We start from the raw sequence: 17,349 nt of genomic DNA on the forward strand, positions 1-17,349 counted from the left end.
AGCACTTTGCCCCTTTGGTCATCCGCGGCCTGGTGGTCGTCTTGACCTTAACGACTACTCGGGCAGCCGGAGTTCCAGGTCGGCGCGGGGCGCGACACCCTCTCGGGTGACTGCCGCGAGGAGCTGGGCGACGGGGCCGCGGCCGGGGAGCTGGGCCTCGGGTTCCACGTCGTGCCAGGGGGCGAGGACGAAGGCCCGTTCATGGGCCCGCGGGTGAGGGAGGGTCAGGACCGGGTCGTCGGAGACGACATCGGCGTACGCCACGATGTCGACGTCGATCGTGCGTGGGCCCCAGCGCTCGTCCCGTACGCGGTGGAAGGCCTCCTCGACCGCGTGCGCCCGCTCCAGGAGGGAGGAGGGGGGGAGGGTGGTCCTGAGGACCACGACCGCGTTGAAGTACGACGGCTGGCTGCCCGGTTCGACGCCCCAGGGCTCCGTCTCGTAGACGGGGGAGACCGCCTTGACGCGGACGCCGGGGGTGTCCTCCAGGGCGTCGATGGCGCCCTGGATCGTCTCCAGGCGGTTGCCCAGGTTCGAGCCGAGGGAGATCACCGCGCGTTTCGGGTTCTGCAGGGTCGTGTCGGCGGCGTCCACCTGCTCCACCACGGAGGCGGGCACCGGCTGTACGGTCGGGTCGCTCTGACCCTCGGTGTAGAAGGCGGTCATACTCGGCTCCGGGTGATGGTGACGGTCACGTCGTCGAAGGGGACCGTGATCGGCGCGTCCGGTTTGTGGACGCAGACCTCGACCTCCTGGACCCTGTCGTGCTTGAGGCACGCCTGGGCGATGCGCTCGGCGAGCGTCTCGATGAGGTCGACGGGCTCGCCCTCGACGATGGCGACGACCTCCTCCGCCACGATGCCGTAGTGCACGGTCTTCGCCAGGTCGTCGTCGGCCGCGGCCGGTCGGGTGTCCAGGCCCAGCGTCAGGTCCACGATGAAGGTCTGGCCCTCCTCGCGTTCCTTCTGGAAGACACCGTGGTGCCCGCGGGCCTTGAGGCCGCGCAGCGCGACACGATCCACGCGAATCACTCCTGCAATCGTCGGTTGCGGCCGTCCTGAACCGAGTGCGGTCGGCACACCGGCCTCAAACGAATCTACCTGCGGGCACTGACAGCGCTCGCCCACAGGGGCGTGCGCCCGGGCGAAGGTCATCAGGCTTCACCCGGTGTTTCCCCTGGGGAACACGGCGGCTCACGGGTTGGTAGCCGCCCCTACCCCGAGGTTCGTGATTCCAACCACTTCTTGGTTCCTGCGAGTCGCCTACCCACTCAACCGGAGGTGTCGTCGTCCTCCTCCTCGCCGGATTCGGCGAGTACGGGGGAGGCGTGGTGCGACCAGAGCTTCCAGCCGTCGGCGGTGCGGCGGAACACATTCGTGGCGACGACCAGCTGGCCGACGAGCGGGCCGAGCTCGTCACTGTCGTCGGGGGCGGGGCCGCCGCTGAGGATGTTCTCGGTGCAGGTGACCAGCGCCGTGTCGCCGGCCACGGAGACGTGCACGTCGGTGAGGAAGAACTGGATGTACTCGGTGTTCGCCATGATCAGCGCGTACGAGCGCAGTACCTCGCCGCGGCCGTTGAGGACGGGCCAGCCAGGGTGGACGCAGGAGATCACCGCGCCCTCGCCCTCGATGTCGTCGTCGGCGGTGTCCAGCGGGGCCAGCCAGAGCGAGGACAGCAATTCGAAGTCGCCCCGCTCCATCGCCTCGTAGAAGGCGGTGTTGGCGCGTTCGACCTGCTCGACGTCGGTACGGGGGGTGCTCACTGGGCTCCCTCTGCGGGCCGCGGTCCGGCGCTGCGGGCCTCCTCCACGGCCCGGGCGACCCGTACGGCGTCCGCAGTGGCCCGTACCTCGTGGACGCGGACGGCCCAGGCGCCCTGGTGGGCGGCGAGCGCGGAGACGGCGGCGGTGGCGGCGTCCCGCTCGCGCGCGGGCGGCGGGGCGCCCTCCGGGCCGGCCAGGACGCTGCCCAGGAACCGCTTGCGGGACGCGGCGACGAGCAGGGGGTGGCCGAGCTCGCGCAGGCGGTCGAGGTGGGCGAGGAGCGCCAGGTCGTGCTCGGGGTCCTTGGAGAAGCCGAGGCCCGGGTCGACGACGATGCGGTCGGGGGCGATGCCGCCCGCCAGAACGGCTTCCACGCGCGCGTGGAGCTCGTCGACGACTTCGGAGACGACGTCCTCGTACGCCCCCTTCACGTTGCCGCCCTGCAGGAAGCCGCGCCAGTGCATCACCACGAAGGGGGCGCCGGCCGCCGCGACGGCGGGGATCATCGCGGGGTCGGCGAGGCCGCCGCTGACGTCGTTGACGAGGGCGGCGCCCGCGGCGAGGGACTGCTCGGCGACGCTGGCCCGCATGGTGTCCACGGAGACGCTGACGCCCTCGGAGGCGAGGCCGCGGACCACGGGGATGACGCGCTTGAGTTCTTCCTCCTCGTCGACGCGGGTGGCGCCGGGGCGGGTGGACTCGCCGCCGACGTCCACGAGGTCGGCGCCCTCGCCGACCAGGCAGAGGCCGTGCTTGACCGCGGCCGTGGTGTCGAACCAGCGGCCGCCGTCGGAGAAGGAATCAGGGGTTACGTTGACGACTCCCATGACCGCGCAGCGGTCCCACGTCGGCAGTCCCGCGACTTGGCCGCGCCCGCGCTCATTGCTCATACGTCCAGCCTAGGCCTCCGGCCGGGGGCCGAATCGCCCGCGGGTTGCCTCAGGCTCGGGTCTTTCGGCCGCTTCGCGGCCTGTATCCCGCCCGCCCACTCGACTCGCCTCGCCCACAAGGTCCGTCGAAAGACCAACTGCGGCCTGAGCGAGGGCCCTGGGCTGGGCGGGTCGGGCCCTCCCTCAGGCCTGTCCGTGGGGCCTACGCCGCCCTGACCCCGCGTTCCGCCACCGCGTGCGCGCAAGGGCGCGGAGCGGGCGTCCGGCGGCGCAGCACGCGCGGGAGGGCGAGGTTGACGAAGCCCTCCGCCTGCATCGCGGCGAAGCCGATGCGCGGGAGGTCGCGGGAGGAGCGGTAGACGACGAAGCGGGGCTCCCAGCGCGGGCGGAACTTGGCGTTGAACTTGTACAGGGACTCGATCTGGAACCAGCGGGAGAGGAAGACCAGCAGGCCCCGCCAGGCGCGCAGCACGGGCCCCGCGCCGATCTTCTCGCCGCGGGCGAGCGCCGAGCGGAACATCGCGAAGTTGAGCGAGACCCGCTTGATGCCGAGGCGCGGGGACGCCTGGAGCGCCGCCACGATGAGGAGTTCGTTCATGCCGGGGTCGGCCGACCGGTCGCGCCGCATGAGATCGAGCGACACGCCGTCCGTACCCCACGGAACGAAGTGCAGGACGGCCTTCAGGTCGCCGTACGGGCCGGGCGTGGCGTCCGCCTTGTGGGCGGTGGCGATGAGGCAGTCCCCGTCGGCGGGGTCGCCGATGCGGCCGAGTGCCATGGAGAAGCCGCGCTCGGTGTCCGTGCCGCGCCAGTCCTCGGCGGCGCGCCGGATGCGCTCCAGTTCCCCGTCGCCGAGGTCACGGATGCGCCGTACCCGTGTCTCGTAACCAGCCCTTTCGATGCGCTTCACCATCTGGCGCACATTTCGCATCGCGCGCCCGGCCAGGGAGAAATCCGCGACGTCCACCACCGCCTCGTCACCCAGTTCGAGGGCGTCCAGGCCGGTCTCGCGGGTCCACACCTCGCCGCCCGTCTCGGAACAGCCCATGACAGCGGGCGTCCAGGAGTGCGCCTTGGCCTCGTCCATGAAGCGCTCGATCGCGCCGGGCCAGGCCTCGACGTCGCCGATCGGGTCGCCGCTGGCGAGCATCACGCCCGACACGACGCGGTACGTCACCGCCGCCTTGCCGCTGGGCGAGAAGACGACGGCCTTGTCGCGGCGGAGCGCGAAGTGGCCGAGCGAGTCGCGGCCGCCGTGCTTCTCCAGGAGGGCCCGCAGCCGGGTCTCGTCGTCCTCCGTGAGGCGTGCGGCGGGGTGTTCGGGGCGGAAGGCCAGGTAGATCGTTGTGACGGCGGTCAGCCAGCCGAGTGCGCCGAGGGAGAAGGCGACCGTCCAGGACGTGGGCCCGGTGTAGTCCACGGGGCCTTCGAAGCCGAACAGGCCGTACAGGACGTGGGTGATGCGGTCGGCCAGGCTCGGGTCGCCGACCATGCGGTTCTCGTGGACGCTGACGATGACGAGTCCGAGGACGAGGGAACCGGCGCCCATCAGCACGAAGTTGGCGAGCGCGCGCCACCGGCTGCGCGGATCGGGCAGGGCCGCGAACTCACTGCGGTGGCGCAGCAGCGGCGCGAGCAGCGCCAGGGAGATGACGGCACCGATGATCGAGTGGCGGTACGCGAACTGCGCGACGGCACCGGCCGGCAGCAGCACGACGGCGGCCCGCCACGCCCGGCGCTTGCGACGGCGCAGCCCGTGAGCCAGCAGCAGCAGAAGCACGCCGGCACTGAGCGACAGTGCGGCGGCGAACGGGCCGAACGAGCCGGGCAGTACCTCGGCGATCGCGTGCATTCGGCTGCGCCGGAAGCGCGGGAAGACACCGGCGGCGATGTCCAGGAGTCCTACGAGCGTGCAGGCCCTGGCGACCAGGGCGGGGACGGCCTCCGGGCGCGGACCGCGGAGTATGCGCCGCGACCGGCCAGTTCGGCTCGGAACCTCGCCCGACAATTCCCCATCTATCCTGACAGACATCGCATCCCGTGGTTCTGCGAGAGACCTTGAATCCGGTGCCAATTCCGGCATCCGGCGACATTGCGCCCTCTAGGACGGTGTCTTGGGGAGACAGGTTCACTCCCTTCCGGAAAGCCGTTTCAAAAGGCAAGGAAAGTCCGGGGCAAGCGCACGCGAAGGAGCTGCGCAGGTCGGGACGGAAAGCGCAGGCAGGAACAGCTCATGGGTCTCACGAGCAACAAGGTGCTGGTGCTGGCGGTCTTACTCGCCGTGCTGCTGTTCGTCGGCACGGTGTGGTGGTGGCCACGGCTGGCACGGCGCAATTGGCGGGCCGTCAGCGGACGGGTCGGCCTGTTGCTAGCCACCCAAGTGGCGATCTTCGCCTCGATCGGGCTGTCCGCCAACCAGGCCTTCGGGTTCTACGCCAGCTGGGCGGACCTCTTCGGCCAGGAGAACGGCGAGGGCGTGGTCGTCGACCACAACGGCTCGGGCGGCGGCCCCCTCCAAGTGGTCGGCACCCAGCAGGTGAAGGTGTCGGGCGGTGCCCGGCCGCAGATCGGCGGGCAGATCCAGAAGGTCGACATCGTCGGGCGTACGACGCACATCGCCACTCCGGCGTACGTCTATCTGCCCCCGGAGTACTTCCAGTCGCGCTACCGCACCCGCACCTTCCCGGCCGCCACCGTCCTGACCGGCTACCCGGGCACCGCCGAGGCCCTCATCAAGGGGCTGCACTATCCGCAGACGGCCCATGAGATGGCCAAGGACGGCAAGATGCAGCCGATGATCCTGGTCATGCTGCGGCCGACCGTCGCGCCCCCGCGGGACACCGAGTGCGTGGACATCCCGGGCGGCCCGCAGACCGAGTCGTTCTTCGCCAAGGACCTCCCCGACGCCGTATCGGCCCACTACAGGGTGGGCAAGAAACCCGGCAGCTGGGGCATCATCGGCGACTCCACGGGCGGCTACTGCGCGCTGAAGCTCGCCATCCACCACCCCGAGGTGTACGCCGCCGGTGCGGGCCTGTCGCCGTACTACAAGGCACCGATCGACCCCACGACGGGCGACCTCTTCCACGGCGACAAGGCGCTGCAGAACAGTGCCGACCTGCACTGGTACCTGAAGAACAAGCCCGCGCCGGACACCTCACTGCTCGTCAGCAGCAGCAAGGTGGGCGAGGCCAACTACAAGTCCACGCTGAACTTCATCGACCTGGTGAAGTCCAAGCGGCTCACCCGGATCTCGTCGATCGTCCTCGACAGCGGCGGCCACAACTTCAACACGTGGCGACGGGAGATCCCGGCGACGCTGCAGTGGATCAGCGGGCGGCTGAGCGACCGCTGACACATAGCGGCGACGAGGGGCGAGTAGAGCCGAGCCGGGCCCCCTGGAGCCGGGCGGTGGCCCTTGTGTACGCCTGGGGTGGCGTGAAGGCTTCGGGGTGGCTGTGTTTTTACCGGGCCGGGCACCACGATTCGCCTACGCGCGGTAAGTTTCTGGCCATGCCACGTGGACGTCACCGCCATTCCCCGCCCTTGCACAGGCTGCTGCCTCCTTCGGCGATCGCAGGCGTCTCGCTCGTCTGCGCCGTGGGGCCCTGGCTGTTCACGGAGCCGTTCGTACTCCGTGGGCTGGCCGCGGGTGCCGCGGTGACGGCGGTCGTCGGCGCGGTCGTCATGCGCCGCTGGGACACGGCGGCGGGCAAACGCGTCGCGGACCTCACGCGCGCGCGTGCGAGCGACGAGTGGCGTCACGAGGAGCGCGTCGCCGAGCTGGAGACCGACCTCGACGAGTCGCGCGAGCTGCGCACCAAGCTGGAGCACAAGCTGCGCGCGAAGCGTGCGGAGTTGGCGGGCTTGCGCAACGAACACGCGGCGCTGCTGCGCCGGTACGCCACGGCGGAGACGGAGCGGGCGACCGCCCTGGAGGGGCGCCGGCAGCTCGCGATAGAGGCGTCGGCCCCGGCCCGGGCGCTGCCCGCCGCGCGGACGGCGCCGGCGGAACCGGAGACTCCCGAAGCGGTGGCTTCTCCGCAGACGCCCGAGGTGCCGCAGGTGTCCGAGCCGCCCGAGGGTGCCACTGCCGCGAGCGCGTCGCCGACTCCCGAAGCCTCTGCGGCATCCGACTCCGCCGAGTCCGCCGAGTCCTCCAAGTCCTCCGTGGCGACGGACGCTCCGCCGTCGCCCGAGGTCTTCTCACCGGCCGGGTCATCGCTCTTCCTGCGGGCCAACGCGGCGTTGAACCGGATCGCGAGCGGCGCTCCGGAGGCGGCGGTCGCGGAGGCCTCGGCGTCGACCGAGTCGGCGAAGTCCGCCGTGGTGAAGGGCGAGCCCGCGAAAGGCGGGTCTGTGAACGGCGAGCCTCCGAAGGGCGGTTCCGTGGAGGCGAGGCCATCCTCGGATGCCGTCGCGGAGGAGGGCGAGGCGCAGGGGAAGCCCAAGGCGGTCGGCGGGCATGAGCGCGCGGCCGCCGGGGCGAAGCCGTCCGAGACCTCCCAGCCCTCCGTGCCGTCCCAGTTCTCGAAGCCCGCCACGCCCTCCGGGCACTTCACCGTGCCGACCGCGGTGGCCGTCGTACCGACCGCGCCCGTGCGGCGCGCCTCGGTCGAGGGCGGGTTCGACTTCTTCGGTACGCAGAAGGAGTCGTCCGCGGCCGCACTGGAGGCCGTACAGAACGAGGACCTCGCGGACGTGGTCGGCCAGGAGGCCCTCGCCCTGCACAAGGCCGAGTCCGAGGCCGGGTTCAAGCCCATGGACGAGGGGTCGCGCGGTGTCGGCCAGGTCATCGACCTGACCGCACACGACGAGACGGAACAGATCAACGTGACGGACCTACGAAGCGCAGCTTCGTAACCGCGGGCACGCGTCCCGCGAGGTGCGACAGCCCACGCCCCCATCGTCGTAGCCGTGGGCATGCGTGCCGCTAGGGGCGGCACGGGTGGGCACAGCGGCACCCCGTAAGCGCCGGGCTGCGCACCCACCCCGACCCCAGCCCCCACCCACGGGCAACCGGGAAGCAGGCGTTACGCCATCCACCGATCAGGCCGAGCCTCCCGCCGCCCCGTACGGGAGCGATCGGCCTGCGCCTGAAGAAGCTCCGCAGCCTCGGAGGCCCCCCGCAGCCGCGCCGTCACCGTCTTGTCGGCCCCCGTGTCGACATGCACGTCGGCAACCCCCTTGAGGCGTTCCCACGGCCCCTGCGTCAGCCGCACACTCTGCACCTTCGCGTGCGGCACGAGCGAGAGGCTGCGGCGCACCAGCCCATGGCGCGCCGCGAAGACGGTGTCGGTGACGGCGAGCCCGTACCCCCGCCACCAGAACGGCACACACCAGCCGGCCCGCCGCGGCGGCCGGGACAAGGCCGACGGCACCCGCACCCCCGGGAGCACCTGCGCGATCACCGCCTCGGCGAGCTCGCGCGGAGCGACGGGCACGAGCACGGAGTTCGACGACCCGGCCACGTCCAGCTCGACGCGCACCCACCCGCGCCGCCGCCACAGCAGCGGCTCCACGATCCGTACGGTCTGCACGCGCCCCGGCGGCACCGTCTCGTGCGTACGGTCGAGGAGCCCGTGGTCGATGCGGAGCCCGTCCGGCGATTCGCCCACCGTCCAGTCGTACTCGCCGACGAACCGCCCCACACTGCTCGCGCCCGCCGCGCCGAGCAGCGGCACGCCGGTGGCGAGGACCGTCCACACGCTGTGGGTGACGAGCCACAGCACGGGCGGTACGACGAGCGCGGCGGCCAGCGAGCCCCAGGTGGCGCCCGTGAGGACGAGGGAGACGGCGAGGACGCCGGGTGAGATGTGCAGCAGCTGCCGTACCGGCGCCTCGCCGACCTCGTGCGCCGTCTCCGGCGCGAAACCGGCCGCGCGGGCGAGGAGTTCGGCGCGCAGCGCGCGGGCCTCTCCCTCACCCAAGTACGCCAGTTCGTCCTTCTTGTCCGTCCCGATGACGTCGAGTTTGAGCTTGGCGACGCCCGCGACGCGGGCCAGCAGCGGCTGGGTGACGTCGACGGCCTGAAGCCGGTCGAGCCGGATGTGGGCGGTGCGCCGGAACAACAGGCCGGTACGTATGCGCAGTTCGGTGTCGGTCACCGCGAAGTGCGTGAACCACCAGCTGAGAAAGCCGTAGAGAGCGGCACCCGGGACGAACACGGCGAGCCCGATCAGCAACGCGGTCGTGGTGAGCCTGGTCAGCTGCTCCTGCGCCTGGTTGGGGTCGTGCGCGGCCCATCCGGCGATCACCGCGACCGGTGCCCAGGCGCGCCGGAACGGTGTCACGGGGTGCAGCCGGTGCTCGATGAGCGGCTTCTCCTCCCGTACGGCGTCCTCCGTGTGCGGCGGCGGCGTGGTCACAGCCCAGCCGATCGTGCCTCGCCCAGCTCGGTCAGCCGGTCCCGCAGCCGCTCGGCCTCGGCCGGGTCCAGGCCCGGGATGCACGCGTCGGTCGCGGCCGCCGCCGTGTGCAGCTGCACGCTCGCGAGCCCGAAGTGCCGCTCGACGGGCCCGGAGGTCACCTCGACCAGCTGCATCCGCCCGTACGGCACCACGGTCTCCTCGCGCCACAGCACACCCCGGCTGATCAGCAGGTCGTCCGCGCGCTCGGCGTACCGCCAGGAGTGCCAGTTGCGCCCCAGCATGCGCCAGCCCCAGGCCATCAGGGCGAGTGGCAACAGGGCGAAGGTGGCCCAGACGGGTCCGGCGAGCAGTCCGAGCAGCAGCCCCACGGCGAGCGTGAACAGCCCCAGCCACACCACCAGCAACAGCCGTCGCATCCGCAGCAGCCCGGGGGGCAGTCCGGTCCAGACCGGCCCCGCGTCGGCGTTTTCCATGGTCCCCGTCTCCATGGGGCAAGCGTACGTACGAGACACTGTCCCCATGACTCCTACGACGGAGACCATGGTCGGTATCGGCGGCGCCGCGGAGAGCACCGACATGGTGCTCAACATCGGGCCCCAGCACCCGTCCACGCACGGCGTGCTGCGGCTGCGGCTCGTGCTCGACGGCGAGCGGATCCAGCACGCGGAGCCGGTCATCGGCTATATGCACCGCGGCGCGGAGAAGCTCTTCGAGGCGCGCGACTACCGCCAGATCGTCATGCTCGCCAACCGCCACGACTGGCTGTCCGCGTTCTCGAACGAGCTGGGTGTGGTCCTCGCCGTGGAGCGGATGCTCGGCATGGAGGTCCCGGAGCGCGCGGTGTGGATGCGCACGCTGCTCGCGGAGCTCAACCGCGTCCTGAACCACCTGATGTTCCTGGGCTCCTACCCCCTGGAGCTGGGCGGGATCACCCCGATCTTCTACGCCTTCACGGAGCGCGAGGAACTCCAGCACGTCATGGAGGAGATCTCCGGCGGGCGCATGCACTACATGTTCAACCGGGTCGGCGGCCTCAAGGAGGACCTTCCTGCCGGATGGACTTCACGCGCGCGTGCCTCCGTCGCGGCCCTGCGCTCGCGGATGGGTGTGTACGACGACCTGGTGCTCGGCAACGAGATCTTCCGGGGGCGTACGCGGGGCGTGGGCGTCCTCGCGCCGGAGACCGTGCACGCGTACGGCGTGAGCGGGCCGATCGCGCGCGCCTCGGGTGTGGACTTCGACCTGCGCCGCGACGAGCCGTACCTCGCCTACGGGGAGCTCCAGGACGTCCTGAAGGTGGCCACCCGCCAGGAGGGCGACTGTCTGGCCCGCTTCGAGTGCCTCCTGGAGCAGGTCCACAATTCGCTCGACCTCGCCGACGCCTGCCTCGACCGGCTCGCGGAGCTGCCGCCGGGGCCGATCAACCAGCGCCTTCCCAAGGTCCTGAAGGCGCCCGAGGGCCACACGTACGCCTGGACCGAGAACCCCCTCGGCATCAACGGCTACTACCTGGTCAGCAAGGGCGAGAAGACCCCGTACCGGCTGAAGCTGCGCTCGGCCTCGTACAACAACATCCAGGCGCTGACCGAACTGCTGCCGGGCACGCTGGTCGCGGACATGGTGGCGATTTTGGGGTCACTGTTCTTCGTGGTCGGCGACATCGACAAGTAGGTCGCCGACAGGGCCGACAGGGCCGACAGGTGCGTCGCCGACAGGTGCGTCGCCGGCGAACGGGTCGCCCACCACAGCGTTTGGAATTCCAACCGGCTGGAGCAGCCAGCCGAAGTCGCCGAGGCCGCCGGGGGCGGTGAGCTCCGCCGCCGCGCCCGCGCTCGCGAGGGCGCGTACGTAGGCGGTGGGGTCCGTCGACGCGAGCGTGAGCGGGGGGCGAGCGCCGCTCACGCCGAGTGCGCGCAGCGCGGCGCGCTGGGTCAGCACGCGCCCCTCGGGCAGCGCGCACGCGTCGAGCGCCACATGCGCGGTGATGTCGCACGACCCGTCCGGCACCGGCACCGTCTCCCGCCCCTCCCGGAAGCCGGTGAGCGTCCCGAAGGGCGGCCGGGCGGCGGCGACGTGCGCGTAGTCGACGGCGACGGCGAGGCCCCGGTCGAGGGTGGCCACGGCGGAGGCCCAGGCGGTGTCCCTGGGGCGGCCGATTTCGGCCCGGGCTCCTTCGGAGGACAGCGACCACCACTTCCTCAGCCACTCCGCGTCCGCTCCCGTGACCGGCTCTCCGAGGCGTTCGGCGCCGTCCCGCGCTCGTACGAGAACCAGCCGTGCCACCCCGTCCGCGTCCACCTCCGCCACGTCCACCGGCACGTTGTCCAGCCATTCGTTGGCGAACAGCAGCCCGGTGATCCCCTTCGGGGGCTCGGCGAGCCACTCGATCCGGTGATCGAGGTTGGCGGGGCGGTCGGCGCGTTCGACCGCGTACCCGCGCGCGCGGGAGGTCACGTCCGCGGGGAGCGCGGCGAGGACGCCGGCCACCAGCTCGCCCCGGCCCGCCGCCATGTCGACGAAGGCGAGCGGGGCAGGGCGGCCCAGCGCCCTGTCGACGCGGCAGAGCAGCCGGGCCACGGCCTGCGCGAAGAGCGGCGACGCGTGCACCGAGGTGCGGAAGTGGCCCGCGGGCCCCTCGGGCCTGCGGTAGAAGCCGGAGGGCCCGTACAGCGCCTCATCCGTCGCCTCGCGCCAACCCCGCCACTCGCCCGTCGCCTCACGTCTCACGGGGTCAGGCTAAGCGTCACGGACAGGAGGGTCTCCACCTTGGGGAGTACGCGCGCCGGTCCCGGATCGACCCTCCGGTTGACCCCTGCACACAGCACGCTTCCCTACTCTGGGTTACGTGCAACGCCTCTATGACTTCCTCCGCAGGCATCCGACGTGGGTCGACAGCGCCTGGGCCGTTGTCCTGCTCGGGCTCGCCGGCGTGAGTGCCGCGAGCGTCAACGGGGCTTCGGACCGCCATGGATCGTTCGGCGAGGCGTTCGCGATCTCCGCCGTCCTGTCCGTCGTCGTCGCACTGCGCCGCCGTATGCCGGAGAAGATGCTCCTGCTGACCGTCGCGATCGGGGCCGTCCAGGTGGCCTTGGACGTCGAGACGATGGTCGCCGACTTCGCCATGCTGGTGATCGTCTACACGGTCGCCGCGAACGGCGCGCGGTGGGCCTCCCGGCTCGCGCTGTCCGTCGGCCTGTGCGCGGCGACCGTGGCGCAGCTGCGCTGGCCGCAGGGGGGCACGAGCGCCCTCGGCCATGTCGCGATCGCGATCTTCCAGACAGTGCCCTTCGCCCTCGCCTGGGTGCTCGGCGACTCCCTGCGCACCCGCCGCGCCTACTTCGCGCAGCTCGAGGAGCGCGCCGCCCGGCTGGAGAAGGAGCGCGAGGCGCAGGCCAAGGTCGCGGTGGCCGCCGAGCGCGCCCGGATCGCCCGCGAGCTGCACGACGTGGTCGCGCACAACGTCTCGGTGATGGTCGTCCAGGCCGACGGCGCCGCGTACGTCATGGACACCGCCCCGGACCAGGCCAAGAAGGCCCTGGAGACCATCTCCGGAACGGGCCGCCAGGCCCTCGCCGAGATGCGCCGCCTGCTCGGCGTGCTGCGCACCGGGGAGCACCAGGAAAGCGGCGAGTACGTGCCGCAGCCCGACGTCGAGCAGCTCGACGACCTCATCGAGCAGTGCCGCACCGCGGGCCTCCCCGTCGACTTCAAGGTGGAGGGCACCCCGCGCCCCCTCCCCAGCGGCGTAGAACTCACGGCGTATCGCATCGTGCAGGAGGCGCTCACCAACACGCGCAAGCATGGAGGGCCGAACGCGGGCGCGAGCGTGCGCCTGGTCTACTTCGACGACGGCCTGGGCCTGCTGGTCGAGGACGACGGCAAGGGGGCACCCCACGAGCTGTACGAGGAGGGGGGCGCCGACGGCCAGGGCCACGGCCTGATCGGTATGCGGGAGCGCGTCGGTATGGTCGGCGGCACCCTGGACGCGGGGCCGCGGCCCGGTGGAGGCTTCCGCATCAGTGCCCTGCTCCCGCTCAAGCCCGCCCACTGACACCTGTCACGACACCTTTTGATCACTTTCAGAGCTTTTTGACTTTCGAGTTTTAACTTCTGGCTTTGGCAGATTTGACTTCTGGCTTTTGACAGAGAGGGAAGAGGACCCCGATGGCGATCCGAGTCATGCTCGTCGACGACCAGGTGCTGCTGCGCACCGGCTTCCGGATGGTGCTCGCCGCCCAGCCGGACATGGAGGTCGTGGCCGAGGCGGGCGACGGCGTCGAGGCCCTCCAGGTACTGCGCGCCACCGCGGTCGACGTGGTGCTGATGGACGTCCGCATGCCGAAGCTGGACGGCGTGGAGACCACCCGCCGCATCTGCTCCGAGCCCAACCCGCCGAAGGTGCTGATCCTCACCACCTTCGACCTCGACGAGTACGCCTTCTCCGGGCTGAAGGCGGGCGCCTCCGGCTTCATGCTCAAGGACGTGCCGCCCGGCGAGCTGCTCGCCGCCATCCGCTCCGTGCACAGCGGTGACGCCGTGGTCGCGCCCTCCACCACCCGGCGCCTGCTGGACCGTTTCGCGCCGATGCTGCCCCACGCCGGCAAGGAGCCTCAGCACAAGGAGCTGGAGCGGCTCACCGACCGCGAGCGCGAGGTCATGGTGCTGGTCGCGCAGGGCCTGTCGAACGGGGAGATCGCGGCACGCCTCGTCCTGTCCGAGGCGACTGTGAAGACACACGTCGGGCGCATCCTGACCAAGCTGGGGCTGCGGGACCGGGTGCAGGTGGTCGTGCTCGCGTACGAGACCGGGCTGGTCCGGGCGGGCGGGCACGGCTGAGGGGTCGAGGACGCCGGGGGCGTGACCGGGGTGTGACCGGCGCCCACTAGTGTCTGCGCATGCTCCTGTGGATCAACGGCCCCTTCGGGGGCGGCAAGACACAGACCGCACACGAGATCCAGCGACGGCTGCCCGGCAGCGTCGTCTGCGACCCGGAACACGCCGGCTTCGGCCTGCGCCGCATGCTGCCGCCCGAACTGCGCGGAGACTTTCAGGACTTGGCGTCCTGGCGGCAGGGCGTGGTCGAGGTGCTGGACCTGGCCCTCAGCAAGCACGACGGCGTGGTCATCGCCCCCATGACGGTCACGAACCCCCGCTACTTCGAGGAGACCGTCGGGCGGCTGGGCGAACTGGGCCACGACGTACGGCACTTCGCGCTCCTCGCCGAGCGCGAGACCGTACTGAAGCGGCTGCGTGAGCGCGGCTTCGGGCACCTCCTCCAGTACGTCGCCGGCAAGGACGCCCCGCTGCGGCGCGAGAGTTGGGCCGTGCAGCAACTCGACCACTGCCTGGAGCGGCTGCGCGAGCCGGAGTTCGCCGAGCATCTGTGGACCGACCACACGACGGTCGCCAAGACCGCGGACCGGATCGCCGTACTGACAGGGCTGACGCTCACGCCGAACAGGGACGGGGTGCTGCGGGGGCGGCTGCGCAGGGCGTGGACGAGCGCGCGGCACATCCGCTTCGACTGAGTGAGCCCGATCCGGCTTCGGCTGAGTCCGATCCGGCGCGGACTCAGCGCAGGATCCCCTCCAGGAAGTCGCTCCCCAGCCGGGCCACCACGGTGACGTCCAGCTGATGCAGCACGTACCGCCCGCGGCGCCTCGTCGTGATGAGCCCCGCCTTCTTCAGCACACTCAGATGCCGGGATATCTCGGGAGCCGTCATCCCGTGCACCTGCGCCAGCTCACCCGTGGTGTACGCGCTGCGGGCCAGATGGCGGCAGATCCGCATCCGGACCGGGTGGGACAGCGCGGTCATTCGCAGGGTCAGCTGCTCGACCGAGGGCGGAGCGGCGAACTCGGGGGAGCCGATGGGGAAGTGCAGCACGGGCTGCCAGCCGTACCGGTGCAGCACCATGAGATGGGGCCACCCGAGGCTGGTGGGGACGAGGAGGAGGCCGCCGTCCGCCGTGACCGTGTGGCCCTCGGTCAGCTTGTCGACGGTGAGCCGCCCCGCCGCCTCGTCCAGCGACACCGCGGGGGAGACCGAGGTCAGCGCCTCGGTCAGGCCCTTGTGCCGGAGCAGGTCCGTCGTGTGGCGGGCCTCCGCGGCGAGCTGGTGGCGCAAGCGGGACCAGGACTCGGCGAAGAAGGCCTCGTCGCAGTCCTCCAGGAACTGCCTCAGCCAGGCCCGCACGCTCGGCGGATCCTCCAGCAGCCGCTCGGTGAACCGCGTCTGCTGAGGCCCGCGCGAGGCGGCCAGATCCACGGCGCGGCGGCGCACCTCCGGGTCGGCGAGCGCGTACGGACCCGGTGAGTCGTACGCCGGCGCGCACGTGAACTCCAGGGCCGCGTCCACGAACTGCTCGTCCGTGAGCTTGTCCAGCAGGTCCAGGTCCTCGGCGAGCGTCGCGCCCGGCAGCGTGCTGCCGCCCGGGATGCCCGCGCAGGGCAGGAACAGGTCCGAGAACGTCGTACGCCACAGGAAGTCCGCCTCGCACATCCGGTCCGCGAGATGCGGGTCGAGCCGCGCGGTCACCGCGGTCGCCCAGCCCTGCAGCCCGGGGTGGTGCCCCGGCTCGGCCAGGGCGTGCAGTGCCATCCCGAGCTCGGCCAGCGGCGACGGCACGACGGCGATCTTCTCCCGTCGCAGCCCGTGGATGTCGATGTGCACGCTCATGTCCCCCATGGTGCACTCCACCACTGACAGCGCCGCCCCGATTGACGGCGGCCGTCAATCGGGGCGACAGGCGCGGTGAACAGGCGCAACCTGGGATGACCGGCCCGCGGAATGAAGCGGCCGATGGATGGGGCGCGGGCCTACCGGATCCCATCCCTCGTCCCGAGAGGCGATCCGCCATGAGCATCACCCAGCAGTACCTCCTCGACGCCTACCGGGCTTCGCGGCACGGCGAGCCCGCCCCTCCGGCACCCGGCAGCCACGACTGGCAGGTCGCGCGCACTGCGTGACTACCGGCGGTTCCGGGCGGTGATGGCGGGGCGCCCGGCCCATGGCGGATACGGGAGGCCCTGGGCCGGTGGCTGCACGGGCGGCCCCGTCCTAGCTGCTGACGTCGCCGACTCCGCCTGGCAGCCGCTCCACGAAGTCCCGTAGGGCCGCCCTGACGTCGTCGGCGGTCCACTCCAGCCCCTCGGCCCGTACGGAGACCTCGGTGAACGCCAGGCCCGGCCCGCCGCGCTCCCAGAAGCCGGAGAACAGGTAGGTCTTGGTCTCCTCGGCCTGCCGCACCGCGGCGTCCTCCAGCACCTGGGGGTCGTAGGGCAGCCAGACCTGGAACTCGTGGGTGTGCGGCTCCTCGGGGTGGACGCGCGCCCAGGGCAGTCCGGCCGCGGCGAACCCCTCGCGCAGCGCGGCGGCGACCACGCGCGCGTGGGCCACGTACTCCGGAAGCCGGGGCAGCTTCTGCTCCAGCCCGGCGAGCGCCGACAGCACCGCCGGGAACTGGTGGGCGACCATGCCCCCGTACCGATGGCGCCAGGTCTTCGCCTCGTCGACGAGCGTCTTCGGGCCGGCGAGTGCCGCGCCGCTGTAGCCGTCGAGCGACTTGTAGAACGACACGTAGACGCTGTCCGCGAGGCCGGCTATCTCGTCCAGGGGGCGGCCGAAGTGCGGTGTGCACTCCCACAGGCGTGCCCCGTCGAAGTGGACCACCGCGTCGCGTTCCCGAGCGGCCTCCACGACCTCGGAGAGCTCCTCCCAGGAGGGCAGGACGAAACCGGCGTCCCTGAGGGGCAGTTCGAGCATCAGCGCCCCGAAGGGCTCCTCGAAGCCGCGGATCTCGTCGGCGGTCGGCAGCCGGGGCTCGCTCGTCACACGGACCGGGCGCAGCCCGCTGACCGTGCTGAAGGCGTTGCGCTCGTGCAGTTCGGGGTGGCTCAGTCCGTGCAGGGCGACGGTCGTGTCGCCGGTGCGGCCCGCCCAGCAGCGCAGCGCGATCTGCTGGGCCATCGTGCCGGTGGGGAAGAACGCGGCGGCCTCCTTGCCGAGCAGTCCGGCGACCCGCTCCTCCAGGACCTCGACGATGCGGTTCCCGTAGACGTCCACGGGTTCGTCCAGGTCGTACAGGTCCGCCGCCTCGTCCAGGACCGCGAGCCGCTCGCGGAGCGTGGCCCGGTGCCCGGGGCGTGCCAGGATGCGCTGGGCTCCGCGGTAGGCGGCTGTCCGCCGCTCCCGCCGCTGCTCCGCGGAATCCGCTGCGTTCCGCTCTTCGCCGTGTTCCGCCGTATCGCTCATCCCCGGATGATGCCGCGAGCCGCCCCGCCGGGTCACCCTGATGTGCGCTCCCGGTAACGTGCGGAAATCC

The 17,349-nt window shown here is 71.6% G+C and carries 16 protein-coding genes and 1 pseudogene; 7 read left to right on the forward strand and 10 right to left on the reverse strand.

Going from position 1 to position 17,349, the window contains the following annotated elements; all coding sequences use genetic code 11:
- Positions 1 to 54: 54 nt before the first annotated feature.
- The 5 genes from folK to ACFY0T_RS10210 all read right to left on the reverse strand — a co-directional run bounded on the left by folK (position 55) and on the right by ACFY0T_RS10210 (position 4,663).
- On the reverse strand, positions 55 to 666 hold the full coding sequence (folK, locus tag ACFY0T_RS10190; protein WP_388866845.1) for a 2-amino-4-hydroxy-6-hydroxymethyldihydropteridine diphosphokinase: 612 nt from the start codon (positions 664 to 666) through the stop codon (positions 55 to 57).
- Positions 663 to 1,022 (reverse strand): dihydroneopterin aldolase, encoded by a 360-nt coding sequence (gene folB, locus ACFY0T_RS10195; protein WP_388866848.1) that lies wholly within the window; start codon positions 1,020 to 1,022, stop codon positions 663 to 665. The genes folK and folB overlap by 4 nt, the downstream gene beginning before the upstream one ends.
- Before the next feature lie 248 nt (positions 1,023 to 1,270).
- The gene (locus tag ACFY0T_RS10200; RefSeq protein WP_388866851.1) at positions 1,271 to 1,765 is read right to left on the reverse strand and encodes a nuclear transport factor 2 family protein; all 495 of its coding nucleotides are present in this window, start codon (positions 1,763 to 1,765) and stop codon (positions 1,271 to 1,273) included.
- On the reverse strand, positions 1,762 to 2,655 hold the full coding sequence (folP, locus tag ACFY0T_RS10205; protein ID WP_388866854.1) for a dihydropteroate synthase: 894 nt from the start codon (positions 2,653 to 2,655) through the stop codon (positions 1,762 to 1,764). The genes ACFY0T_RS10200 and folP overlap by 4 nt, the downstream gene beginning before the upstream one ends.
- A gap of 202 nt (positions 2,656 to 2,857) precedes the next feature.
- Positions 2,858 to 4,663 (reverse strand): phosphatidylglycerol lysyltransferase domain-containing protein, encoded by a 1,806-nt coding sequence (locus ACFY0T_RS10210; protein WP_388866857.1) that lies wholly within the window; start codon positions 4,661 to 4,663, stop codon positions 2,858 to 2,860.
- Positions 4,664 to 4,888: 225 nt separating this feature from the next.
- On the opposite strand from ACFY0T_RS10210, the gene ACFY0T_RS10215 reads away from it, so the two are divergent.
- Together ACFY0T_RS10215 and ACFY0T_RS10220 are read left to right on the forward strand one after the other, a co-directional pair.
- The gene (locus ACFY0T_RS10215; RefSeq protein ID WP_388866860.1) at positions 4,889 to 6,010 is read left to right on the forward strand and encodes an alpha/beta hydrolase; all 1,122 of its coding nucleotides are present in this window, start codon (positions 4,889 to 4,891) and stop codon (positions 6,008 to 6,010) included.
- 158 nt (positions 6,011 to 6,168) lie between these two features.
- Positions 6,169 to 7,518, forward strand: coding sequence for a hypothetical protein (locus ACFY0T_RS10220; RefSeq protein ID WP_388866862.1), 1,350 nt, complete (start codon positions 6,169 to 6,171; stop codon positions 7,516 to 7,518).
- A gap of 170 nt (positions 7,519 to 7,688) precedes the next feature.
- Here the strand turns inward: ACFY0T_RS10220 and ACFY0T_RS10225 are convergent, their stop codons facing one another.
- The gene (locus ACFY0T_RS10225; protein ID WP_388866865.1) at positions 7,689 to 9,023 is read right to left on the reverse strand and encodes a PH domain-containing protein; all 1,335 of its coding nucleotides are present in this window, start codon (positions 9,021 to 9,023) and stop codon (positions 7,689 to 7,691) included.
- Complete coding sequence (locus tag ACFY0T_RS10230; protein ID WP_388866868.1) at positions 9,020 to 9,514, reverse strand: PH domain-containing protein; 495 nt, start codon at positions 9,512 to 9,514, stop codon at positions 9,020 to 9,022. The genes ACFY0T_RS10225 and ACFY0T_RS10230 overlap by 4 nt, the downstream gene beginning before the upstream one ends.
- Before the next feature lie 31 nt (positions 9,515 to 9,545).
- Here ACFY0T_RS10230 and ACFY0T_RS10235 point away from each other — a divergent pair, with 31 nt between their 5' ends.
- Positions 9,546 to 10,697, forward strand: coding sequence for an NADH-quinone oxidoreductase subunit D (locus tag ACFY0T_RS10235; protein WP_388866871.1), 1,152 nt, complete (start codon positions 9,546 to 9,548; stop codon positions 10,695 to 10,697).
- Here ACFY0T_RS10235 and ACFY0T_RS10240 read toward each other — a convergent pair.
- The gene (locus ACFY0T_RS10240; protein ID WP_388866874.1) at positions 10,662 to 11,753 is read right to left on the reverse strand and encodes an SAM-dependent methyltransferase; all 1,092 of its coding nucleotides are present in this window, start codon (positions 11,751 to 11,753) and stop codon (positions 10,662 to 10,664) included. The two genes, ACFY0T_RS10235 and ACFY0T_RS10240, sit on opposite strands and share 36 nt — an antisense overlap.
- A gap of 118 nt (positions 11,754 to 11,871) precedes the next feature.
- Here ACFY0T_RS10240 and ACFY0T_RS10245 point away from each other — a divergent pair, with 118 nt between their 5' ends.
- The 3 genes from ACFY0T_RS10245 to ACFY0T_RS10255 all read left to right on the forward strand — a co-directional run bounded on the left by ACFY0T_RS10245 (position 11,872) and on the right by ACFY0T_RS10255 (position 14,554).
- Positions 11,872 to 13,077, forward strand: a complete 1,206-nt coding sequence (locus ACFY0T_RS10245; protein ID WP_388866877.1) for a sensor histidine kinase — start codon at positions 11,872 to 11,874, stop codon at positions 13,075 to 13,077.
- Between the two features lie 113 nt (positions 13,078 to 13,190).
- On the forward strand, positions 13,191 to 13,862 hold the full coding sequence (locus ACFY0T_RS10250) for a response regulator (protein WP_388866880.1): 672 nt from the start codon (positions 13,191 to 13,193) through the stop codon (positions 13,860 to 13,862).
- A gap of 59 nt (positions 13,863 to 13,921) precedes the next feature.
- Entirely contained in the window at positions 13,922 to 14,554 is a 633-nt protein-coding gene (locus ACFY0T_RS10255; protein WP_388866883.1) for an AAA family ATPase, read from the forward strand.
- A gap of 43 nt (positions 14,555 to 14,597) precedes the next feature.
- On the opposite strand, the gene ACFY0T_RS10260 is transcribed toward ACFY0T_RS10255, so the two are convergent.
- Positions 14,598 to 15,704, reverse strand: coding sequence for a DUF5937 family protein (locus ACFY0T_RS10260; RefSeq protein ID WP_388866886.1), 1,107 nt, complete (start codon positions 15,702 to 15,704; stop codon positions 14,598 to 14,600).
- Between the two features lie 179 nt (positions 15,705 to 15,883).
- Between ACFY0T_RS10260 and ACFY0T_RS10265 the strand changes: the two are divergent.
- Positions 15,884 to 16,096: pseudogene (locus tag ACFY0T_RS10265) on the forward strand (hypothetical protein).
- Here ACFY0T_RS10265 and ACFY0T_RS10270 read toward each other — a convergent pair.
- Complete coding sequence (locus tag ACFY0T_RS10270; RefSeq protein WP_388866889.1) at positions 16,086 to 17,279, reverse strand: threonine aldolase family protein; 1,194 nt, start codon at positions 17,277 to 17,279, stop codon at positions 16,086 to 16,088. The pseudogene ACFY0T_RS10265 and the gene ACFY0T_RS10270 overlap by 11 nt on opposite strands.
- Positions 17,280 to 17,349 lie beyond the last annotated feature (70 nt).

The organism is Streptomyces sp. NPDC001530 (assembly GCF_042894545.1).
Classification (GTDB): domain Bacteria; phylum Actinomycetota; class Actinomycetes; order Streptomycetales; family Streptomycetaceae; genus Streptomyces.